Raw genomic sequence first — 17,800 nt, 5'->3', positions numbered from 1 at the left:
CTGATCCGGCGCGACAATCGCCCGCCGAATCATCCTTATGTGCGCCGGCACACATGGATCCGACAGGCGGACATTTCAGCGCGCATCTCCGAGAACCGCCTGGACCAGGGTCAGCACCGCGACAGCGGCGGTGTCGGCCCGGAGGATCCGCGGCCCGAGCGACAGCGCAACGGTGTTGGGCCGGGCCCGAATCAGCGCCCGCTCGTCCTCGGAGAAGCCGCCCTCCGGGCCGACCAGGACGGCGAGCGGCGGCGGCGCCTGCGGATCGCCCGCCCCGCGCAGGGCCGCCACCGGATCGCCGACCGGGGCGTCCTCGTCGCAGAACACGAGGAGACGGTCCGGCGCGAGGCCGGCCAGCACCGCGGGTAAGCGTTGAGGTTCCGGACAGTCCGGGATCGCCAATATGCCGCATTGCTCCGCGGCCTCCACCGCGTTGGCGCGCAGCCGGTCCATGTTGACCCGCTCGCCCTGCGTGAAGCGGGTGATCACCGGCTGGATCGTGCCGGCTCCCATTTCCACCGCCTTCTGCGCGAGGTAGTCCAAGCGCGCACTCTTCAGAGGTGCGAACAGGTAGTGCAGGTCCGCGGGCCGAGGCTGCGGGCGCGTGCGCGCCGCGACGTGCAGGTCGGCGCCCTTGCGGCCGGTCTGGACGAGGTGCGCACGCCACTCGCCGTCGCGACCGTTGAAGACCAGAACGGGATCGTCCGGCCCACGGCGCAGGACGTTGAGCAGGTAATTCGCCTGCGCCCGGTCGAGCGGAAGAATCACGCCCGCGGCGAGATCGGGCGCGACGTAGAGGCGCGGAGCGGTGAAGTCGTAGGCCGGCATCGGCGCGTGGTTGCCCGCCCCGGCAGGCGTGTCAACGCGGACCAGCCTCCGCACTCTGTTGCCAAAAGGTTACGAAAGCGGCTTTTCCGCGCCTCGTCCACCGCTGCATCGCGCAGCCGGTTTGCCGCTTGATTGACGCCACAATCCTATGGCGAACCCAGGGAAACGGATGAGAGCCGGCCGCACGCGGATTCGGCAGGGGCGTCGAGGGAGTCTTGGAATGGCGAAGGGGAGCTTGAGTCTGGGGGCCGCGGTGCTGGTCGGCACCGTTCTGTTCGGTACCGCAGCCTCCGCGCAGAGCGCGACGCCGGAATGCGGCGCCATTCAGAAGACCCTCGCCGATCGCAAGGCGCTGGTCGGCCGCGCCAACGCGGCCTCGCAGTCCAAGAAGAAGATGACGCCGCAGGAAGCCTGCGCGCTGTTCGGCAAGCTCCAGGCCAACGGCGCTGAGGGCCTGAAGTGGATCACCGCCAACAAGGAATGGTGCTCGATCCCGGATTCCTTCGCCGAAGGCTTCAAGGCCGACCACCTGAAGGTCAGCGGTATCCGCACCAAGATCTGCAGTGTCGCCGCCCAGGCGACCAAGATGGAGGCGCAGGCCCGCGCCCAGGCCCAGGCTCAGGCCAATGGCAACGGCGGCGGCCTGCTCGGCGGTCCGGGCTTGACCGGCAGCTTCAAGCTGCCGCAGGGCGCCCTGTAAGATCGTCTGAGAGGATCACGGATCCGGCGCGGATCCCCTCTGCAGCGGAGGGGGCCTCTAGTGCGGCGACCGGAGATCCGAGCGATGAGCAGGACGGCGATTGACGACGGGCGGCCGGCGGACGCCGTGAGCGGGCACTGGGTCGACCGGTTCGCGCCACGGCCCTGGCGGCCCTATCTGCGCCTGGCGCGCATCGACCGGCCGATCGGGTGGTGGCTGCTGCTCCTGCCCTGCTGGTGGTCGGCCGCGCTGGCGGCGATCGCCGCGGAACAGCCCTTCCCGGACCCCTGGCACTGCCTGCTGTTCCTGATCGGGGCGGTGGCGATGCGTGGGGCGGGCTCCACCTACAACGACATCGCCGATCGCGACCTCGACGCTCAGGTCGAGCGCACGCGCCTGCGCCCCCTCCCCTCGGGGCAGGTGCGGCCGCGCCACGCGGCCGTGTTCCTGGTGGTCCAGGCGCTGATCGGGCTCGCGGTGCTGGTGCAGTTCAACGAGGAGGCGATCCTCATCGGGCTGTGCTCCCTCGTGCCGGTGGCGATCTACCCGTTCATGAAGCGCATCATGCCGCTGCCGCAGGCAATTCTGGGCCTGGCCTTCGCGTGGGGCGCGCTTATGGGCTGGGCGGCGGTGTTCGCCCGCCTCGATCCGCCGGCGCTGCTGCTCTACGCGGGCGCGCTGTGCTGGGTCATCGGCTACGACACGATCTACGCGGTTCAGGACATCGAGGATGACGAGATCGCCGGGATCCGGTCCTCGGCCCGGCTGTTCGGCCGGCGTGTCAAAGGCGCCGTCGGGCTGTGCTACGCCCTGGCGGCAATCCTGATCCTGCTGGCGGCCAGAGGCGCGAGCGCGGGTGTCGTGGGTTACCTGGGCGTTGCGGCCTTCGCGGCGCATCTCGCCTGGCAGGTCGTGTCGCTGCGGGAGCGCGACGGGCGCGGAGCGCTCACCCTGTTCCGGTCGAACCGGGATGCGGGCCTGATCCTGTTCGTCGGCCTCGCTGCCGACGCGTTGCTGCGTGGTCTCTTCTGAGGCCTGCGGAGGCCGTCAGGTGCGGGCGATGATCTCGTTCTCGCCGCGGAAGATCTGCGGCCGGGCCGGCAGCCGGCCGGTCTTGCGGCGGGCCAGGAAGCGCGGGCGGCGGGCGCCCAGCCCGGCATGGCGGCGGCGGATGCGCACCTGACCGAGGATCAGACGGCCGATCTGCTGGGACACCGGCACGAGGACGCCGTCCTCCCGCACGATCATCCGCACCAGCCCGGCCCGGCCCGCAATGTCGCGCCAAACGGCCACGACGTCGTCCTCGTCGAAGCTGCCGAGGCGATGAAGCGCGTGGCCGTCCGCGTCGACGAGGATCAGCGTGAACCGGTCGGTCCCGGTGATCTCGGCATCCTCGGCCGCGTAGGCGAGTGCGATGCCGGCAGCCCGGCGGGCGCCGGACGTCCGGCCGATCACCGGGAGCGGCGAAGCCGTGAAACAGAGCGCGATGTCCGCATCAAGCATCGGCTGTCCTGTGCGACGTTCATCCGCGATCGGGGAAGTGTTCATCGGTCCGAGTCCCTGGATCAAGTGGCGACCCCTGTCGGGCCGTCCGTTATGCCAAGCAAAATCGCACCCGAACTCCTCCGCACCGCTTAAGAGCCGTCGTTAAGCGAATCTGGACAGCGCTGTCATTTGCGGAATGCTCAATGCTTCCTTGAATGCTCAACATTTCCTTGCGCTGTTCGATCATTATCGATCGATCAACCAACATCCTTGTGGCGCTTCGGGAGGCGCCGTACAACGGAGCGGCCGGATGCGCGGCCCTCCCGCGCCCGGTTCTCTCAGCCCAGCCGGGCCCCGACATCCGCTCAGCCGGATGGACGGCGCAACGAGGCCCCCTGCGGGGCCAGACCGATTCCATGCGGAGCGCGATGTCCGAGCCTCTCACCGACGACGCCGTCTCCGCCCTCATGCCGGACCTGCGCGCTGTCATGCGCGAGGCTGCCGAGATCGCGCGGCCGTTCTTCAGGCTCGGCGGCCAGACCTCCGCGCGGATCTGGTCGAAAGCGGGCGGCTCGCCGGTGACCGAGGCCGACGTCGCGGTGGACGCCTTCCTGAAGGTCCGGCTGAGCAGCCTCGTCCCGCAGGCGGCTTGGCTCTCGGAGGAGACGGCCGACGATCCGGCGCGCATCGGCCACGACCTCGTCTGGATCGTGGATCCGATCGACGGGACCCGCGCCTTCCTGTCAGGCCATCCCGACTGGGCGATCGCGGTCGCCCTGCTCTCCAGGGGCCAGCCGCTGATCGGCTTCGTCCACGCGCCGGCCGGCGGTGCGGATTACGAAGCGGTGCGCGGGCGGGGCGCCACCCGGAACGGCGAACCGATCCAGGTCGATGGCCGGCAGAGCCTGCCCGGCGCACGCATCACCGGGCCGAAGCCGATGCTCGACCGCCTCACGCGCGGCGCCGGCCCGGATCCGGATTTCTCGGTGGTCGCGCGGATCCCGTCGCTCGCCCTGCGGCTCGCCCGCGTGGCCGACGGGACCGTCGATGTCGGGATGATCTCCGGCCATGCCCGCGACTGGGATCTCGCGGCCGCCGACCTCGTTCTGCGCGAGGCGGGCGGGATCGTGTGCGACTTCAACGGTGACGCCACACCCTATAATCGCCCGGATCCGGTTCACGGCGAGCTGCTCGCCGCTCCGGTGGTGCTGCGCGATCCCGTCCTGGCGGCCTGGGGCCGCTGACGCGCGGGACTCCTCTTAAGTCGGCTAAGGCCCAATCACGCTGGGTGACGACCGCGATCCTATCTCGTCATTCGGGATAGGCGGAATCCCGGCGCCGCGCAGCGGAGCCCGGGATCGAGGCACGCCGAGGCGCCACGGTTTTAGCAACCGCGGCGCTTATGGCTTCCGGGCTCGCCTGCGGCGCCCCGGAATGATGGCGTGATGAGCGGGAAGCGATCGGTAACGCGACTCGCCGCGACGTCTTGACCGTCAGGCTGCCGCGGACTCGCGGAGCATGACCGCGCCAGGCGCGAGGCCGAGGCGCTCGGCGAGATGCCAGTGCAGTTCCCGAGGGGAATGGTAGTTGTAGGACCGGTCGATCAGGTGGCTGATATCGGCCCCGGTCTGGTCCGTGGTCTTGGCCCGCGCCAGCTTGCCCACCCGGAAGGTCGGCGCATCGGTGACGGGGGAATGGACGCCGCGGCGCCGTGTGTATTCGAACATCATGAATCTGGTCTTTTCTTTTCTGGACCGGACGTTTTACGCCGCCCGGCGTCGTTTCTGGGATGTTGCCTCCGACGCGACCGGATACCGAACGGTCTCGTCCGGCATGGAAGCGTCGGAAGGGGGAACCGCATCGCGCGGCCGGTTCAGGATCCCTCACAAGCGTCCATCTTCCGGACGGTCTCCCTCCGCACGCAGGGCGCAGCGGGAGGCCTGTGAGGGTCTTTCAAACCTGCGGGACGGTCAGGCCGCCTGCAGGTTGCCGGCGGCGTCCTTGCCGCTGCGCTTGTCGGTGAGGATCTCGTAAGTGATCCGCTGGCCTTCGATCAGGTTGCGCATCCCGGCGCGCTCGACGGCCGAGATGTGAACGAACACGTCCTTGCCGCCATCATCAGGCTGGATGAAACCGTAGCCCTTGGTCTCATTGAACCACTTCACAGTGCCGGTATTCACGTAGTGTACCTCGTTCGTCCATAGGCCACCCGCGCGACAAATGAGCCGCGTGATGCGCCAAGGTCTTTCTGGGGTTTGGCCAGTGTGGCGGGGCGCGAGATGCCGGACCCTTAAAGCGTCGGTCTCGGTGGGTAAGCCCCCCGAGGACGTATTTAGGGATCGGCTGCGGCCGCAACAAGGCGGTTCGGACGCAACATCTGCGTCGCAGGCCGGATCGCGGGCGCCTCCGAGGCGCGCCGCCCCCTGTGATTCTCGGCATTCACGATGCATATACGGAATGCGCTCAAGCAGTTAAGGCACGTGGCTCTGGACGGTACATGGCAGGCATCTCGGTCTCGCTGGACGGTGCGAACATCCAGCTCTCTTTCCAGAAGGATGATCAGGCGACGGCGGTGGTGATGGATGCCCGCGCCGCGCGCGCCCTGGTGCGCGCCGTCGGCCAGCTGCTCACGGCGATCGACGATACCGACGAGCCGGATGTGGGGGATGAGATGGGCGACGAGGAGGTCGCCATGCTCGAAGTGACCTCCTCGGCCATCGAGATCGGCACCGACGACGAGGGTCAGGCGGTGGTCGCCCTGCAGGCCGGTGCGCTGCCGCCTTTCCAGCTTCGTCTGACGGACGAAGAGGCCCGCCACGTCGTGACGAGCCTCTCAGAGATCCTTAACGCCCCCCGCGACGTTCGCACCTCGCACGGCGGCCACTGATTCTCATCGCTGTTCGCAGGTCACATCCGCGTCCCGGGATCGGTCGGCGTCCCCGGGAAGATGTCGGGTTCGGAACCCGGGCCGCCGGGCTCGCCGATGCCGGGATCGTTGACCGGATAGGGCGTGCGCGGACCGGTCGGGCCGATATCCGGCTCCTCGTCGGGCGTGGGCGGCACAGGCGGCAGATCGCCGGGCGTGGGTTCGGGCAGGCCGGGATTGGCCATGGCGCGACTCCTGATGCGTGAGGGGATGGTCACTAACGGACTGCGCTCCCGGCGGTTCCTTGGACCGCCCGCGCCAACCTCGACCGCCGTTTGACCGCGGGAACGGGGTGATCGGCCTTCCGTTGGTCGGGCACATTCCCGCAACGAAGGACACCCGCCATGCCCGACATCAAGCAGGCCAAGATCCTGATCCTGGCGACCGACGGCTTCGAGGAAGCCGAGCTGACGGTTCCGCAATCCAAGCTGTCTCAGGCCGGTGCGAAGGTCACCGTCGCGGCCCCGCAATCCCGCCAGAGCAAGGGCACGATCCGCGGTTGGGACAAGACCGACTGGGGCAAGGAGGTCGCGGTCGACACCGATCTGGAGCAGGTCGATCCGTCCGCCTACGACGCGCTGGTCCTGCCCGGTGGCCAGATCAACCCGGACAAGCTGCGGCTCGAGCCGAAGGCGCTGGAGGTGATCAAGGGCTTCCTGACCTCCGGCAAGGTCGTGGCCGCGATCTGCCACGCGCCGTGGCTGCTCATCGAGGCCGGCGCGGCCAAGGGCCGCGACCTGACATCGTTCAGCTCGATCCGCACGGACGTGATCAACGCCGGCGGCCGTTGGTACGACAAGGACGTCGTGACCGATCACGGCATCGTCACCAGCCGCAATCCGGGCGACCTCGACGCGTTCTGCGCCAAGATCATCGAGGAGATCCGGGAAGGCGGCCATGGCACGCGACAGCTCGTGGCCTGAGGTCACGCGCGCGTGCGACGAGCTGCGCCCGCGCTCGCCCGCGACCTTGAGGACGGTGCAGCTCCGGATCGGCCAGCCGTACTCGTCCGTGCCCTCGACCGTGACGCGATGGGCGCCCGGCGGGAGATCGTCCGGGCGCCGCGCCGTACAGATATGGGTTGAGTGAGGGTATCCTGGCCCAGCTCTTCTTCGTCTCCGGGTAGCGCTCGAACGGCTCGGCGACGAACGGGTAAAGACGGCGGTCCCCGAAACGCGCGCGGCCCGCATCCTGCCGGAGGATGCGGGCCGCGGCCTATCAGTATCGAGCTCGAAGAACTCCGCGGCGCGCGGGACGCCTACTCCTCGTCGCCGGGCTCGAACGACTGCGGCATCGGCTCGGCGCTGGCAACCGGGGTCGGGGCGCCGATGGTCGAAGGCACGTTCACGCCGTCGCGCTTGTAGATGTCGTCGCGGAACTGCACGAGGCCGTCCGGGGTCGACCAGGCGGTGATGTAGGTCCAGTAGACCGGCACCGGCTGGGCGATGTTGGCATCGACGCGCTTGCCGCTCTCGATCGCCTCCTCGACCTTCTGGCGATCCCAGCCGGGCGTGTCCTTCAACAGCCACGTGATGTACTCGCGCACGTTCTGCACGCGTACGCAGCCCGACGAGATGAAGCGGAAATCGTCGCCGAACACGCCCTTGGTGTTCGTGTCGTGCATGAACACGCCGTACGGGTTCGGGATGTTGATGCGGACGATGCCCATCGAGTTGAAATCGGCGCCCGAATCCTGCCGGTAGGTGTAGCGGGTGCCCTCGTCGGAGAACCAGTTGACCGACTTCGGCGAGATCTCCTGACCGTTCGACAGGATGCGGATCCGGTTGTCCGTGAGGTAGTTCGGGTCCTTCTGCATCTTCGGGATCAGGTCCTTCTTCACGATGGAAGCCGGGACCGTCCAGGTCGGGTTGAAATTGATCTGGGTCGCTTTGGTGTTCATGATCGGCGACTGCCGGTCGATCTTGCCGACGCCCGCGGCGTGCAGCGTCACGACCTGACCGTTCTCGACGGTCTCGACCAGGGCCGCCGGGATGTTGGTGATCACGAAGCGCCGGCCCAGGTCGCCCGAGTAGGAGCGCAGGCGCACGACGTTGGTCTCGAGCTGGCGCAGCCGGACCTCGGCCGGGACGTTCATGGCCTGCTGCGTGGCGAGGCTCATCGTGCCGGTCTGGCTGAGGCCGTGGCGGGCCTGGAAGCGCTTCACGCCGGCGGCGACGTAGGAATCGTACACGCCCGAGCCGCCGGCCGCCGGATCGAGGTCACCGGTGACGATCAGGCGCTGGCGGACGGCCGCCACGGCCGGGCCGCGCGAGCCGATCCGCAGGTGGTCGGCGCCGGAAACCTGCTTCCAGCCGCCGCGGCCGACGATGTCCTTATAGCGCTCGACCATCTGCTCAGTGGCCGAGACCGTCTGGGGCGAGAGAATCGGAACCGTCTCGCGCTGCACCTGCATCGCGGCGGGTGAGGCGTAGTCCTGCGCCCATTCGGCCTGGGCGTAGTTGCCCTGGTCGCGGGCTTCGGCGGCGCCAACGCCCAGCGCGCCGAGAGCGGCGACGCTCAGGAGGGTGGTGAACCGGTTTTGTGCCTTCATGCGCATCGGTCGCTGGCTCTGGTCCGGAGTACGTCAGAATGTGGCGGGAGCGGATTGTCTCGGACGCCACGGTGTCGGTCTGACGTTAAGAACCCTTATCGAAGGGGCCGGAATGTGGCATCGCGGTGCGCTAGCGCACGCAGCATCCCGGTGCGGCACGCTGGCAACAGCCAAGGCCATACCGGTGTGGCAGTGATGCCATAGCCGTCCGGACCGGACGACGCGCGGGAGCAGCATGAGAGCGGGCCCGTCCCCCACGGATCGACGTGACCGACCTCCGGCCGCTTTTCTGCGGGCGGCGATCGCCGTGCTGGCGCTCTACGCCTTCGTGCTCCAGGCCTTCCTCGGCGGTTTGATGCCGGTCCCGGCCGCGGCCGACGGACTGTGCGCCCAGCATGCCGCGAGCGACGCGGCGCCGGGCAAGGCCCTGCCGCACGGCCACGGCGATTGCTGCACGGTCGCGCAGGCCTCCGCCACGGCGCTTCCGGCGCGGGCGGTTTCGGCCGTCATCGTGTGGACGACTGCTGCGGCCGCGCGCCCAACCTGGGCGACGACCGACGGGCCGCGCGCCCGCGCCCCGCCCGGCGGCATTGCGTCACCGCGAGGTCCCCCCGCCGCCTGAGCGATATCCCCCCTCGGATCTCTCAGGACGGATGCATTCCCATGAAGACCTTTGTCTCGGCCACCCTCGGGCTCGGCCTGCTCGCCTCCGCGGCGCAGGCCCACGCGGTGCTGGAGCACAAGCAGGCGAGCCCCGGCGCATTGTATCGCGGCGTCGTTCAGATCATGCACGGCTGCAGCGGCAGGCCGACCACCCGGGTGAGCGTGACCATCCCGGAGGGGCTGATCGGCGCCAAGCCGATGCCGAAGCCCGGCTGGACGCTGGCGACGACGCGCGGTGCCTACGCGAAGACCTACACGACTCATCACGGCACCGCCTCCGAAGGGGTGACGGCGATCACCTGGAGCGGCGGCTCCCTGCCGGACGACGAAGTCGACGAGTTCACTTTCCTGGCGCAGGTGGCCGACACGTTCGAGCCGGGCGCGACGGTCTACGTCCCCGTGCAGCAGGATTGTTCGGAGGGCGGCTATTCCTGGACCGAGGTGCCGAAGCCCGGTCAGGACGCCCATGACCTGAAGGCCGCCGCTCCCGCGTTCCGCATTGTTCAGGTCGCGCAGATGGGCGGGGCGATGGCGGCTCCCGCGGCGGGTCCCGCCGCATCGGCGCCCGTGAAGGCCGGCGACCTGACCATCGAGACGCCCTGGCTCCGGGCGACGCCGAACGGCGCCAAGGTGGCGGGCGGCTATGTCCGGATCACCAATACCGGGAGCACGCCCGATACGCTCACCGGTGCCGCCGTGCCCTTCGCCAAGTCGGGGGACATCCACTCGATGTCGATGGAGGGCGGCGTCATGAAGATGGCCCCGGTCTCCGGCGGCTTGACGATCAAGCCCGGCGAGACCGTCGAGCTGAAGCCCGGCGGCTACCATCTCATGTTCGAGGGGCTCACCGGGGCGCCGAAGGCCGGCGAGAGCGTGTCGGGCACGCTGACCTTCCAGCGCGCCGGCTCCGTGCCGGTGACCTTCTCGGTTGCGCCGATCGGTGCGGCGTCGCCGGGCGGGCAGCACCAGCACCAGCACTAGCGTTTCCGGACGTCCCGCCGAGCGGCGGATCATGACGGCCCCGGTTCTTGCCAGAAGCGGGCCTGCGGGCCCGACGCCCCTCCCCGTGCGGGAGCGAGCGCCCGTCGTGCTGCCGCGACTGCGAACCGGACCCGGACCGGGCCGCCTGCTCCTGGCGGTCCTGGTTCTCTACGCGCTGGCGCTCCAGATCGTGCTCGGCGGCATGGTGATGGCCGCCGCGCTCGGGCCCGACCACGTTCTGTGCCTCGCCGATGGCGGCGCGCACGGGTCGACGCCGGACAAGACGCACCTGCCGGCCCACGGCCATCTGACCTGCTGCACATTCTGCCACGCCGCCGGTCCTGCCGCCCTCCCCGCACCCGAACCGGACGCGGTCACGCGGCGTCCGATCCGCGTCGCGGCGCCGGGAGCGCGGGCGCATTGCCTAACCATGCCGCGGGCGCCGCCCCGTCTCGGTCTCGGAGCCCGCGCGCCCCCCGCCGTCTGATCGATCGCCCGCCTCTCCCGATCGCCAGACACGGATTTCCACCCATGCCCCGCCTAACCCGGGTCGGCCGCCGCGCCGCGCTCACCCTCCTCGCCTGCGCGGTGCCGCTCGCCGCGCGTAGTCAGACCGCGCCGGCGGCGGCGGTCGCCCTCCCCGAACTCAGCGTGGTCGGCAGCGCCACGCCGACCGGCCCGCTGCCGGGGGAAGCGCGCGGCTCGCTCTCGGTGCCGAGCGTCGATACGCAGCGTGCGACACTCTACGGGACCGTCGGCTCGGTGGCCTTCGTGGACGCCGCCACGATCCAGGATCGCTACGCCAACACCATCCGCGACGTCCTCAAGGACGTGCCCGGGGTCTACGTGCAGGAGCGCTACGGGCAGGAGCTGCGCCTGTCGGTGCGCGGCTCCGGCGTCGCCCGGAACTTTCACCTGCGCGGCATCGAGCTGCTGCAGGACGGCATCCCGTTCAACCTCGCGGATGGCAGCGGCGACTTCTACCAGATCGATCCGCTCGCCCTGCGTTCGGTCGAGGTCTACAAGGGCGGCAACGCCCTCACCTTCGGGGCGACCACGCTCGGCGGCGCGATCAACTTCGTCACGCCGACCGCCTACACGGCACTGGCGCCCAACATCCTGCGTCTCGACGGCGGCAGCTTCGGCACGATCCGCGAGCAGGCGCAGATGTCCCGCATCGACGGGCCGCTCGACGTGCTGGTCAACGCGACGCTCACGAATTCCGACGGCTTCCGCGCCCACGAGGCGCAGGCGACCCGGAACTTCAACGCCAATATCGGCTACCGGATCGCGCCCGATATCGAGACCCGCTTCTATCTCGGCACCTACATCACCGACCAGAAGCTGCCGGGCAGCCTGACCCTCGGCCAGAGCCTGACCACCCCGACGCTCGCCAACCCCGCCGCGATCACCGGCAACCAGTCGCGCAAGGTCGAGACGGAGCGGATCGCCAACCGCACCTCGTTCCTGCTCGATGTCGGGAAGCTCGACGTGGACACCTGGGCGATCCACAAGAGCCTGTATCATCCGATCTTCCAGGCCATCGACCAGGATGGCTGGACCTACGGGATCAGCCCGCACTGGGCCGGCACGTTCGATCTCGGCGGCTACCGCGACGACGTCGTCCTGGGCCTGCGCGCCTACGCGGGCCAGAACTCGGCGCTCCAGTTCGTCAACATCCGCGGCCAGCGCGGCGCCCAGACGCTGAATTCTCTTCAGAGCGCGTCGAGCTACGAGGCCTATGGCGAGAACCGGTTCTGGTTCCTGCCGGACGTGGCGCTGATGACGGGCGCCAAGGCGTTCTCGTCGAACCGGACCTTCAGCGACAAGGGGGGCGTACCCGGGAACGTGACGCCGCGCTTCGCCGACCTGACCTATTCCGGCATCAACCCAAAGATTGGCCTGCTCTGGCAGCCCCTGCCCGACCTGCAGGTCTTCGGCGACGTGACCCGGTCCCGCGACGTGCCGGACTTCTCCGACCTCGTGCAGCAGAACCTGCTGAACACAACCTTCGTCCCGCTTCAGGCCCAGCGGGCCTGGACCTACGAGGCCGGGGCCCGCGGCCGGATCGACCGCCTCGCCTTCGACGTGACCCTCTACCGGTCGGACCTGCGCGACGAGTTGATCAACTTCTCGACCAATCCCGGCCTCAACATCCCGGCCGCCACCTTCAACACGCCGCGCTCGATCCACCAGGGCGTGGAGGCGGCCGTCACGCTCGATCTCGCCCGGGATCTCGCCGCGGCCGGCGACGGCTTGAGCCTGACGCAGATCTGGACCCACAACGACTTCCGCTTCGTCCGCGATCCGGTCTTCGGCAACAACCGCATCGCGGGCATTCCGCCGGATGTCCTGCGCACCGTCCTCAGCTACCGGCACCCGAGCGGCTTCCACATCGCTCCGGCACTCGACTGGGTACCGCAGGGCGCCTTTGCCGATCACGCCAACACCCTCCGGGTGCCGGGCTACGCGCTCCTCGGGATCGAGGCCGGGATCGACTTCGCCAACGGCGTCTCGCTGTTCGTGGATGCCCGCAATCTCACGGATGCGCGCTACGTGTCGGACATCGCGGTGGTCGCCAACGCCGCCGCGACGGCCGGCGGTGCGGGCGCATTGGCGGCGTTCTATCCTGGCAATGGTCGCAGCGTATTCGGCGGCGTCCGCGCCTCGTTCTGAGCGCTGGCATCCGCCGCCGACGATTATATGTGCAGACGGAAGCGGCCCATTAAGGTTAAAAAACGATGAACCCTGATGTCGCCGCCGATCGGCGCTAAGATTGCCCCGTCGTCGGAAAGCCACGGACGGAGCGTCCCAAATCCGGACGGACAGGCCGTCGGACGGCACAGGAGAGGCAGAATGAACGGCTTCGATGTCACGTTCCGGGACGATCAGGACTGGGTCGATTTCGGTAAGTCCTACGTCAATTCCGAAGCCTTCAAGACGCTGTTTCGCGAGGGGATGACGCTCGTCGAGGAGACGGCCGCCTATCTCGACGGCGAGGGCCGCGACGAGTCGCGTCTCGTCTCCCGCGACGCGACGCTGAGCTACGCGGCCGAGAGCATGCGCCTGACGACGCTGCTGATGCAGATCGCCTCCTGGCTGCTCGTGCAGCGCGCGGTCGCCGAGGGCGAGATGACCCCGGCCGAGGCGCTCCTGGAGAAGCACCGGGTCAAGCTCGGCAGTACCGAGCCGCCGAAGCCGCAGGATTTCACCCTGCTGCCGGTGCGGCTCCAGCAGTTGATCCTGCGGGCGCGGCGGCTGCACACCCGCATTCTGCACCTCGACGTGCTGATCACTGAGGACCGGCCGACCCCGGCTCCGGTCGAGAGCCCGGTGGCGCAGCAGCAGGGACTCCTGCGGATGGCGTTCCGCATGGCCGAGGGCTGACCGCGTCCGGGCATGATCGGATGCAACACCCGTCCTCAGCGGGCATCTGCTGAGGACGGCCGCCACACCGACCGGGCGCGCAATGCAAAACGGGCGGCCTCACGCGAAGACCGCCCGTCCTGTCGGCGCCGCGCCGAAGGCGCAGCGCCCGATCCGTCTGGATCTCAGCGCTTGCCGAGGTTGCCGAAGCGCGAGTTGAAGCGCGAGACACGGCCGCCGCGGTCGAGCATCTTCTGCTCGCCGCCGGTCCAGGCCGGGTGGGTGAGCGGATCGATGTCGAGATTGAGGGTGTCGCCCTCCTTCCCGTAGGTCGAACGGGTCTGGTACTCGGTACCATCCGTCATAACGACCTTGATGAAGTGGTAGTCGGGGTGCTCGGTCCCCTTGGCCTTCGCGGCCGCGTCCTTCGCCATGACCTGTCGTCCCTGATCTGGCACGCCGGCGGGAAGCGCAGGAGGCGCCGCCCGACCCGGAATGCGGAAGATATCACCGGTTGCACCGAACCGTGGGTTCGTGGCAACGGCACGTCCAAGCCGACCGTGGTGGCGGCCCGCGGCCATTGAACACACGCAATCGGATGAGCGGCGGCGTATACCGCAGGCTCTCCCCGGTCACAAGCGCCGCGGACCGGGAGAACGACTGACACGTGAGGCGTGATGGCCCGTAGACCCAAGGCGGCCGCGGAAGGCCGGCCCAAAGCCCCGCTCAGCGCGCTCCGGCCGCTGCTGCCCTTTGCGCTGCACTATCGCGGGCGAATCGTCGCCGGCCTCATCGCCCTCGTCTGCGCCTCGGCATCGACGCTGGTCGTGCCGATCGCCATGCGCCGGGTGATCGACCACGGCTTCACGGCAGACGGCTCGGGCGTGATCGATGCCTACTTCCTCGCGCTGCTGGGCGTTGTCGCGGCCTTCGCGCTGTCGAGCGCGGCGCGCGTCTACACGGTGGTGACGCTGGGCGAGCGCGTGGTGGCTGACCTGCGCAGCGCCGTGTTCGCGCGGCTGACGCAGCTGGATCCGGCCTTCTTCGACCGGGCCCAGTCCGGCGAGATCGTCTCGCGCCTCACGGCGGACGCGACGCAGATCAAGTCGGCCTTCGGCGTGTCGGTCTCGATCCTGCTGCGCAACCTGTTCCTGTTCGTGGGCGCCACCGCCATGATGGTGATCACGAGCCCGCGCCTCTCCGTGATGGTGCTGGCGGCCATCCCGGTCATCGTGTTCCCGCTGATCTTCTCCGGCCGCGGCGTGCGGCGCCGCTCCCGCGCCGCGCAGGACCGCTTGGCCGATGCCTCCGCCTACGCCGCCGAGGCGGTCGGGGCGGTTCGAACCATGCAGGCCTTCGGTCGCTCGGCCACGACTGCGGCCCGGTTCGCGGCCGCCTCCGAGGACGCCTACGCGGCTGCCCGCGCCTCCATCCGCGCCCGGGCTCTGCTGACCGGCGTCGCGATCTTCCTGATCTCCGCCTCGGTGGTCGGGGTGATGTGGTACGGCGCCCAGGGCGTCCTCAACCATACGATGACGGGCGGGGAACTCTCGCAATTCGTGCTTTACGCCGTCTTCGGCGCGGGCGCCCTCGGCCAGCTCTCCGAGGTCTACGGCGACCTCGCCATGTCGGCCGGGGCGGCCGAGCGCCTCACCGAGATCCTCGCCGCCGAACCCGCGATCCGCGCGCCGTCGCCGGCCCTGCCGCTGCCCGACCCTGCGCGGGGGGCCGTGGCCTTCGAGGATGTGCGCTTCGCCTATCCGACCCGCCCGGAACACGCCGCCCTCAGCGGCCTCAGCTTCGCGGCCGCGCCCGGCGAGCGCATCGCCATCGTGGGGCCGTCCGGGGCCGGTAAGTCGACGGTGTTCCAGCTGCTCCTGCGCTTCTACGATCCACAGGCCGGCCGGATCGTGGTCGACGGAGCCGATATCACGCAGGTCGATCCCGAGAACCTGCGCGCCCGCATCGCCCTGGTTCCGCAGGACCCGGTGGTTTTCTCCGGGACCGTCATCGAGAACATCCGCTATGGCCGCCCCGAGGCCGCGGAGGCGGAGGTCCGGCGCGCGGCTGAGCTCGCCAACGCGCACGGCTTCATCACCGCCCTGCCGCAGGGCTACGCGACCCAGGTGGGCGAGCGCGGCGTGACGCTCTCGGGCGGCCAGCGGCAGCGCGTCGCCATCGCGCGGGCCATTCTCAAGGACGCGCCGATCCTGCTCCTCGACGAAGCGACTTCGGCGCTGGACGCCGAATCCGAGCGCGCCGTCCAGGCCGCCCTCGACACGCTGATGCAGGGACGTACCACCCTGGTGATCGCACATCGGCTGGCCACGATTCGCGCCGCGGACCGTATCCTGGTGCTCGACGACGGCCGTATCGTCGAGACTGGGACCCACGAGACCCTGCTGGCGCAGGGCGCGCTGTACGCGCAGCTCGCGAACCTGCAATTCACCGACGCGCTGGACGAGACCGCCCGGGGCAAGGAGCCGCGAACGCGCGGCGAGCGTCTGCCGGCGGCAGAATGAGGCGCGCTGCACCGCGACAGGCACGGCCCCACCGTGTAGGACTGTTGCGATGCCGACGCTCGACCTCGCCCGCTTCCCGCGCCTGCCGCTGCTGACGCAGCCGACGCCGATCGAGCCCTTGGACGGGCTGACGCGCCATCTCGGCGACACCCTCAACGGCGTGCGGATCTTCGTGAAGCGCGACGACTTGGCGGGGATCGGGCTCGGGGGCAACAAGCTGCGCAAGCTCGAATACCTGCTCGGCGCGGCCCGAGCGGAGGGCGCCGACACCGTCGTCACGGTCGGCGCCATCCAGTCGAACCACGCGCGGCTCACCGCGGCCGCATCCGCGCAGGCAGGCCTCGCCTGCGAGCTGTTCCTGACACGCAGCGTGCCGCGCCAGGATCCGGACTATACCGGCAACGGCAACCGGCTGCTCGACGACGTGTTCGGGGCCACGGTTCACGAGCTGCCGGGCGACGCGGATTCCCTGGCGGCCGCCGAGGCGCGGGCCGCAGAGCTTCGGGGCCAGGGCCGCCGGGTCTACACCTTCCCGTCCGGCGGCTCGAGCCCGACCGGCTGCCTGGGATACGCGAACTGCGCCGCGGAGATCCTGTCTCAGGCGGACCAGCTGGGTCTGAGCTTCGCGCAGATCATCACGGCGAACGGCAGCGCCGGCACCCATGCCGGCCTCGTGGCGGGCCTCGCCGCCATGGGCCTCGACACGACGCTGGCCAAATCCTTCGCGGTGCTCGCCGAGGACACGCGCGCCCGCGCAGAAGTGCTCGAGAAGGCGAACGCCACGCTCGCGCTGATCGGGTCCGAGCGGCGCGTGTCGCCGCAGGACATCAACCTCGACGGCACGCATCGCGGGCCGGGCTACGGCATCCCCACCGACGGCATGCTCGAGGCGGTTCGGCTCATGGCACGGACGGAGGGCAAGCTCCTCGACCCGGTCTACAGCGGCAAGGCCTTCGCGGGCCTGCTGCACGATGTCCGGGCCGGCCTCTACCCGGCAGGGTCGTCCGTGCTGTTCCTGATGACGGGCGGGACGCCCGGCCTGTTCGCCTACAAGGAAGCGCTCGCCGGCTGAGGCCGCCCTGAAGGCCTTCAGGCGCGCGCGCGCCGCATCGCATCGACCTTGTCCTGCGACCGCTGGGCCGCGGCCTGGATCCGGCCGACCTGCGACACCAGCGTGTCCGTGGCCCTGGCCATCTGCCCGGCCAGATCCTTCACCTCCGCGGCGGCAGCCGCGAAGCCGCGCCCGGCCTCGCCGTTGCGGGCCGCCGCGATCGAGGCTCGGAGGGCCATCAGGCCGGTCTGTCCGGCGATCGCGGCCAGCAGGCCGGTCACGTCCTCGCCCGCCGATAGGTCATGGGCGGGAGCGGCCGCCGCTTCGATCGCCCGTAGCCGGACCAACCCGTCCTCGAAAACCCGCATGGCCGCCGCGACGGCTTCGGCCTGCCCGCCGGCCTCTTCAGGATCACGTTCCGTCGTGGCCGTCTCGACAGGCCTCGTCCCGCAGAGTTCGGTCGCCGTTCGCCCGTCGGGGCGCGTTGATACGTTGCGATTCGACATCGATCCCACCCTCCTCGGATCGCCCGCACCCTGCGGCATCAAGGATAACGCAGAGTTAATTTCATATAGGTGCTGGCAGAGAGCCGGAGCGCAAAGCTTTTTCCAGTTTTACTTTTTTTGTTATCCAGCGCGATTTGCTTATTGCCCGCAGGAGCGGACCAGATTTCGCGAGAGATCTCTTCCCGCCAGGGGAGACCGGCCAGACAAATACTATCTGCCAA

20 protein-coding genes are annotated in these 17,800 nt (G+C 69.5%); 12 read left to right on the top strand and 8 right to left on the bottom strand.

The window, feature by feature from the left end; all coding sequences use genetic code 11:
* Positions 1 to 75: 75 nt before the first annotated feature.
* Positions 76 to 828: a 16S rRNA (uracil(1498)-N(3))-methyltransferase gene (locus ABIE45_RS09975; RefSeq protein WP_192706567.1), complete on the bottom strand. Its 753-nt coding sequence runs from the start codon at positions 826 to 828 to the stop codon at positions 76 to 78.
* A gap of 220 nt (positions 829 to 1,048) precedes the next feature.
* Here ABIE45_RS09975 and ABIE45_RS09970 point away from each other — a divergent pair, with 220 nt between their 5' ends.
* On the top strand, positions 1,049 to 1,528 hold the full coding sequence (locus tag ABIE45_RS09970; protein ID WP_192706566.1) for a hypothetical protein: 480 nt from the start codon (positions 1,049 to 1,051) through the stop codon (positions 1,526 to 1,528).
* Between the two features lie 84 nt (positions 1,529 to 1,612).
* Entirely contained in the window at positions 1,613 to 2,560 is a 948-nt protein-coding gene (ubiA, locus tag ABIE45_RS09965; protein ID WP_192706565.1) for a 4-hydroxybenzoate octaprenyltransferase, read from the top strand.
* Positions 2,561 to 2,575: 15 nt separating this feature from the next.
* Here the strand turns inward: ubiA and ABIE45_RS09960 are convergent, their stop codons facing one another.
* Entirely contained in the window at positions 2,576 to 3,031 is a 456-nt protein-coding gene (locus tag ABIE45_RS09960) for a DUF6101 family protein (RefSeq protein ID WP_192706564.1), read from the bottom strand.
* Positions 3,032 to 3,441: 410 nt separating this feature from the next.
* Here ABIE45_RS09960 and ABIE45_RS09955 point away from each other — a divergent pair, with 410 nt between their 5' ends.
* Complete coding sequence (locus ABIE45_RS09955; protein WP_192706563.1) at positions 3,442 to 4,257, top strand: 3'(2'),5'-bisphosphate nucleotidase CysQ; 816 nt, start codon at positions 3,442 to 3,444, stop codon at positions 4,255 to 4,257.
* A 249-nt stretch (positions 4,258 to 4,506) separates the two neighbouring features.
* On the opposite strand, the gene ABIE45_RS09950 is transcribed toward ABIE45_RS09955, so the two are convergent.
* The gene (locus ABIE45_RS09950) at positions 4,507 to 4,743 is read right to left on the bottom strand and encodes an AsnC family transcriptional regulator (RefSeq protein ID WP_192706562.1); all 237 of its coding nucleotides are present in this window, start codon (positions 4,741 to 4,743) and stop codon (positions 4,507 to 4,509) included.
* Between the two features lie 240 nt (positions 4,744 to 4,983).
* Positions 4,984 to 5,193, bottom strand: a complete 210-nt coding sequence (locus ABIE45_RS09945; RefSeq protein ID WP_010682786.1) for a cold-shock protein — start codon at positions 5,191 to 5,193, stop codon at positions 4,984 to 4,986.
* Positions 5,194 to 5,510: 317 nt separating this feature from the next.
* Here ABIE45_RS09945 and ABIE45_RS09940 point away from each other — a divergent pair, with 317 nt between their 5' ends.
* Complete coding sequence (locus ABIE45_RS09940) at positions 5,511 to 5,900, top strand: hypothetical protein (RefSeq protein WP_192706561.1); 390 nt, start codon at positions 5,511 to 5,513, stop codon at positions 5,898 to 5,900.
* Between the two features lie 20 nt (positions 5,901 to 5,920).
* On the opposite strand, the gene ABIE45_RS09935 is transcribed toward ABIE45_RS09940, so the two are convergent.
* Entirely contained in the window at positions 5,921 to 6,124 is a 204-nt protein-coding gene (locus ABIE45_RS09935; RefSeq protein ID WP_192706560.1) for a hypothetical protein, read from the bottom strand.
* Between the two features lie 159 nt (positions 6,125 to 6,283).
* Between ABIE45_RS09935 and ABIE45_RS09930 the strand changes: the two genes are divergently transcribed.
* Positions 6,284 to 6,862: a type 1 glutamine amidotransferase domain-containing protein gene (locus tag ABIE45_RS09930; protein ID WP_192706559.1), complete on the top strand. Its 579-nt coding sequence runs from the start codon at positions 6,284 to 6,286 to the stop codon at positions 6,860 to 6,862.
* A gap of 335 nt (positions 6,863 to 7,197) precedes the next feature.
* Here ABIE45_RS09930 and ABIE45_RS09925 read toward each other — a convergent pair whose 3' ends face one another.
* Positions 7,198 to 8,496: a L,D-transpeptidase family protein gene (locus ABIE45_RS09925; RefSeq protein WP_192706558.1), complete on the bottom strand. Its 1,299-nt coding sequence runs from the start codon at positions 8,494 to 8,496 to the stop codon at positions 7,198 to 7,200.
* A 301-nt stretch (positions 8,497 to 8,797) separates the two neighbouring features.
* Between ABIE45_RS09925 and ABIE45_RS09920 the strand changes: the two genes are divergently transcribed.
* The 5 genes from ABIE45_RS09920 (at position 8,798) to ABIE45_RS09900 (ending at position 13,521) form a co-directional block, all read left to right on the top strand.
* Positions 8,798 to 9,112 (top strand): hypothetical protein, encoded by a 315-nt coding sequence (locus ABIE45_RS09920; RefSeq protein ID WP_373622265.1) that lies wholly within the window; start codon positions 8,798 to 8,800, stop codon positions 9,110 to 9,112.
* A 41-nt stretch (positions 9,113 to 9,153) separates the two neighbouring features.
* A complete protein-coding gene (locus ABIE45_RS09915) occupies positions 9,154 to 10,134 on the top strand; it encodes a DUF1775 domain-containing protein (RefSeq protein ID WP_192706556.1) in 981 nt (326 codons plus the stop codon).
* Between the two features lie 106 nt (positions 10,135 to 10,240).
* Positions 10,241 to 10,621 carry a hypothetical protein gene (locus ABIE45_RS09910; protein WP_373622264.1) on the top strand — a complete coding sequence of 127 codons (381 nt, stop codon included), beginning with the start codon at positions 10,241 to 10,243 and terminating at the stop codon, positions 10,619 to 10,621.
* A gap of 44 nt (positions 10,622 to 10,665) precedes the next feature.
* Positions 10,666 to 12,810 (top strand): TonB-dependent receptor, encoded by a 2,145-nt coding sequence (locus ABIE45_RS09905; protein ID WP_192706555.1) that lies wholly within the window; start codon positions 10,666 to 10,668, stop codon positions 12,808 to 12,810.
* 180 nt (positions 12,811 to 12,990) lie between these two features.
* Complete coding sequence (locus ABIE45_RS09900; RefSeq protein ID WP_192706554.1) at positions 12,991 to 13,521, top strand: DUF1465 family protein; 531 nt, start codon at positions 12,991 to 12,993, stop codon at positions 13,519 to 13,521.
* A gap of 164 nt (positions 13,522 to 13,685) precedes the next feature.
* Here the strand turns inward: ABIE45_RS09900 and rpmE are convergent, their stop codons facing one another.
* Positions 13,686 to 13,934: a 50S ribosomal protein L31 gene (rpmE, locus tag ABIE45_RS09895; protein WP_012322259.1), complete on the bottom strand. Its 249-nt coding sequence runs from the start codon at positions 13,932 to 13,934 to the stop codon at positions 13,686 to 13,688.
* Positions 13,935 to 14,177: 243 nt separating this feature from the next.
* Here rpmE and ABIE45_RS09890 point away from each other — a divergent pair, with 243 nt between their 5' ends.
* A complete protein-coding gene (locus tag ABIE45_RS09890) occupies positions 14,178 to 16,022 on the top strand; it encodes an ABC transporter transmembrane domain-containing protein (protein WP_192706553.1) in 1,845 nt (614 codons plus the stop codon).
* A 49-nt stretch (positions 16,023 to 16,071) separates the two neighbouring features.
* A complete protein-coding gene (locus ABIE45_RS09885; RefSeq protein ID WP_192706552.1) occupies positions 16,072 to 17,094 on the top strand; it encodes a D-cysteine desulfhydrase family protein in 1,023 nt (340 codons plus the stop codon).
* A gap of 17 nt (positions 17,095 to 17,111) precedes the next feature.
* Here the strand turns inward: ABIE45_RS09885 and ABIE45_RS09880 are convergent, their stop codons facing one another.
* Positions 17,112 to 17,579 (bottom strand): methyl-accepting chemotaxis protein, encoded by a 468-nt coding sequence (locus ABIE45_RS09880; RefSeq protein WP_192706551.1) that lies wholly within the window; start codon positions 17,577 to 17,579, stop codon positions 17,112 to 17,114.
* Between the last annotated feature and the right edge of the window lie 221 nt (positions 17,580 to 17,800).

It is taken from the genome of Methylobacterium sp. OAE515 (assembly GCF_041806315.1).
In the GTDB taxonomy this organism is placed as follows: domain Bacteria; phylum Pseudomonadota; class Alphaproteobacteria; order Rhizobiales; family Beijerinckiaceae; genus Methylobacterium; species Methylobacterium tardum.
This window is presented reverse-complemented; position numbering and strand designations above follow the sequence as displayed.

What these genes read in the sequence shown, in the direction of transcription:
- ABIE45_RS09975 (WP_192706567.1), bottom strand. Translation starts at nt 828, where the DNA reads ATGCCGGCCTACGACTTCACCGCTCCGCGCCTCTACGTCGCGCCCGAT.
- ABIE45_RS09970 (WP_192706566.1), top strand. Translation starts at nt 1,049, where the DNA reads ATGGCGAAGGGGAGCTTGAGTCTGGGGGCCGCGGTGCTGGTCGGCACC.
- ubiA (WP_192706565.1), top strand. Translation starts at nt 1,613, where the DNA reads ATGAGCAGGACGGCGATTGACGACGGGCGGCCGGCGGACGCCGTGAGC.
- ABIE45_RS09960 (WP_192706564.1), bottom strand. Translation starts at nt 3,031, where the DNA reads ATGCTTGATGCGGACATCGCGCTCTGTTTCACGGCTTCGCCGCTCCCG.
- ABIE45_RS09955 (WP_192706563.1), top strand. Translation starts at nt 3,442, where the DNA reads ATGTCCGAGCCTCTCACCGACGACGCCGTCTCCGCCCTCATGCCGGAC.
- ABIE45_RS09950 (WP_192706562.1), bottom strand. Translation starts at nt 4,743, where the DNA reads ATGATGTTCGAATACACACGGCGCCGCGGCGTCCATTCCCCCGTCACC.
- ABIE45_RS09940 (WP_192706561.1), top strand. Translation starts at nt 5,511, where the DNA reads ATGGCAGGCATCTCGGTCTCGCTGGACGGTGCGAACATCCAGCTCTCT.
- ABIE45_RS09935 (WP_192706560.1), bottom strand. Translation starts at nt 6,124, where the DNA reads ATGGCCAATCCCGGCCTGCCCGAACCCACGCCCGGCGATCTGCCGCCT.
- ABIE45_RS09930 (WP_192706559.1), top strand. Translation starts at nt 6,284, where the DNA reads ATGCCCGACATCAAGCAGGCCAAGATCCTGATCCTGGCGACCGACGGC.
- ABIE45_RS09925 (WP_192706558.1), bottom strand. Translation starts at nt 8,496, where the DNA reads ATGCGCATGAAGGCACAAAACCGGTTCACCACCCTCCTGAGCGTCGCC.
- ABIE45_RS09915 (WP_192706556.1), top strand. Translation starts at nt 9,154, where the DNA reads ATGAAGACCTTTGTCTCGGCCACCCTCGGGCTCGGCCTGCTCGCCTCC.
- ABIE45_RS09905 (WP_192706555.1), top strand. Translation starts at nt 10,666, where the DNA reads ATGCCCCGCCTAACCCGGGTCGGCCGCCGCGCCGCGCTCACCCTCCTC.
- ABIE45_RS09900 (WP_192706554.1), top strand. Translation starts at nt 12,991, where the DNA reads ATGAACGGCTTCGATGTCACGTTCCGGGACGATCAGGACTGGGTCGAT.
- rpmE (WP_012322259.1), bottom strand. Translation starts at nt 13,934, where the DNA reads ATGGCGAAGGACGCGGCCGCGAAGGCCAAGGGGACCGAGCACCCCGAC.
- ABIE45_RS09890 (WP_192706553.1), top strand. Translation starts at nt 14,178, where the DNA reads ATGGCCCGTAGACCCAAGGCGGCCGCGGAAGGCCGGCCCAAAGCCCCG.
- ABIE45_RS09885 (WP_192706552.1), top strand. Translation starts at nt 16,072, where the DNA reads ATGCCGACGCTCGACCTCGCCCGCTTCCCGCGCCTGCCGCTGCTGACG.
- ABIE45_RS09880 (WP_192706551.1), bottom strand. Translation starts at nt 17,579, where the DNA reads ATGTCGAATCGCAACGTATCAACGCGCCCCGACGGGCGAACGGCGACC.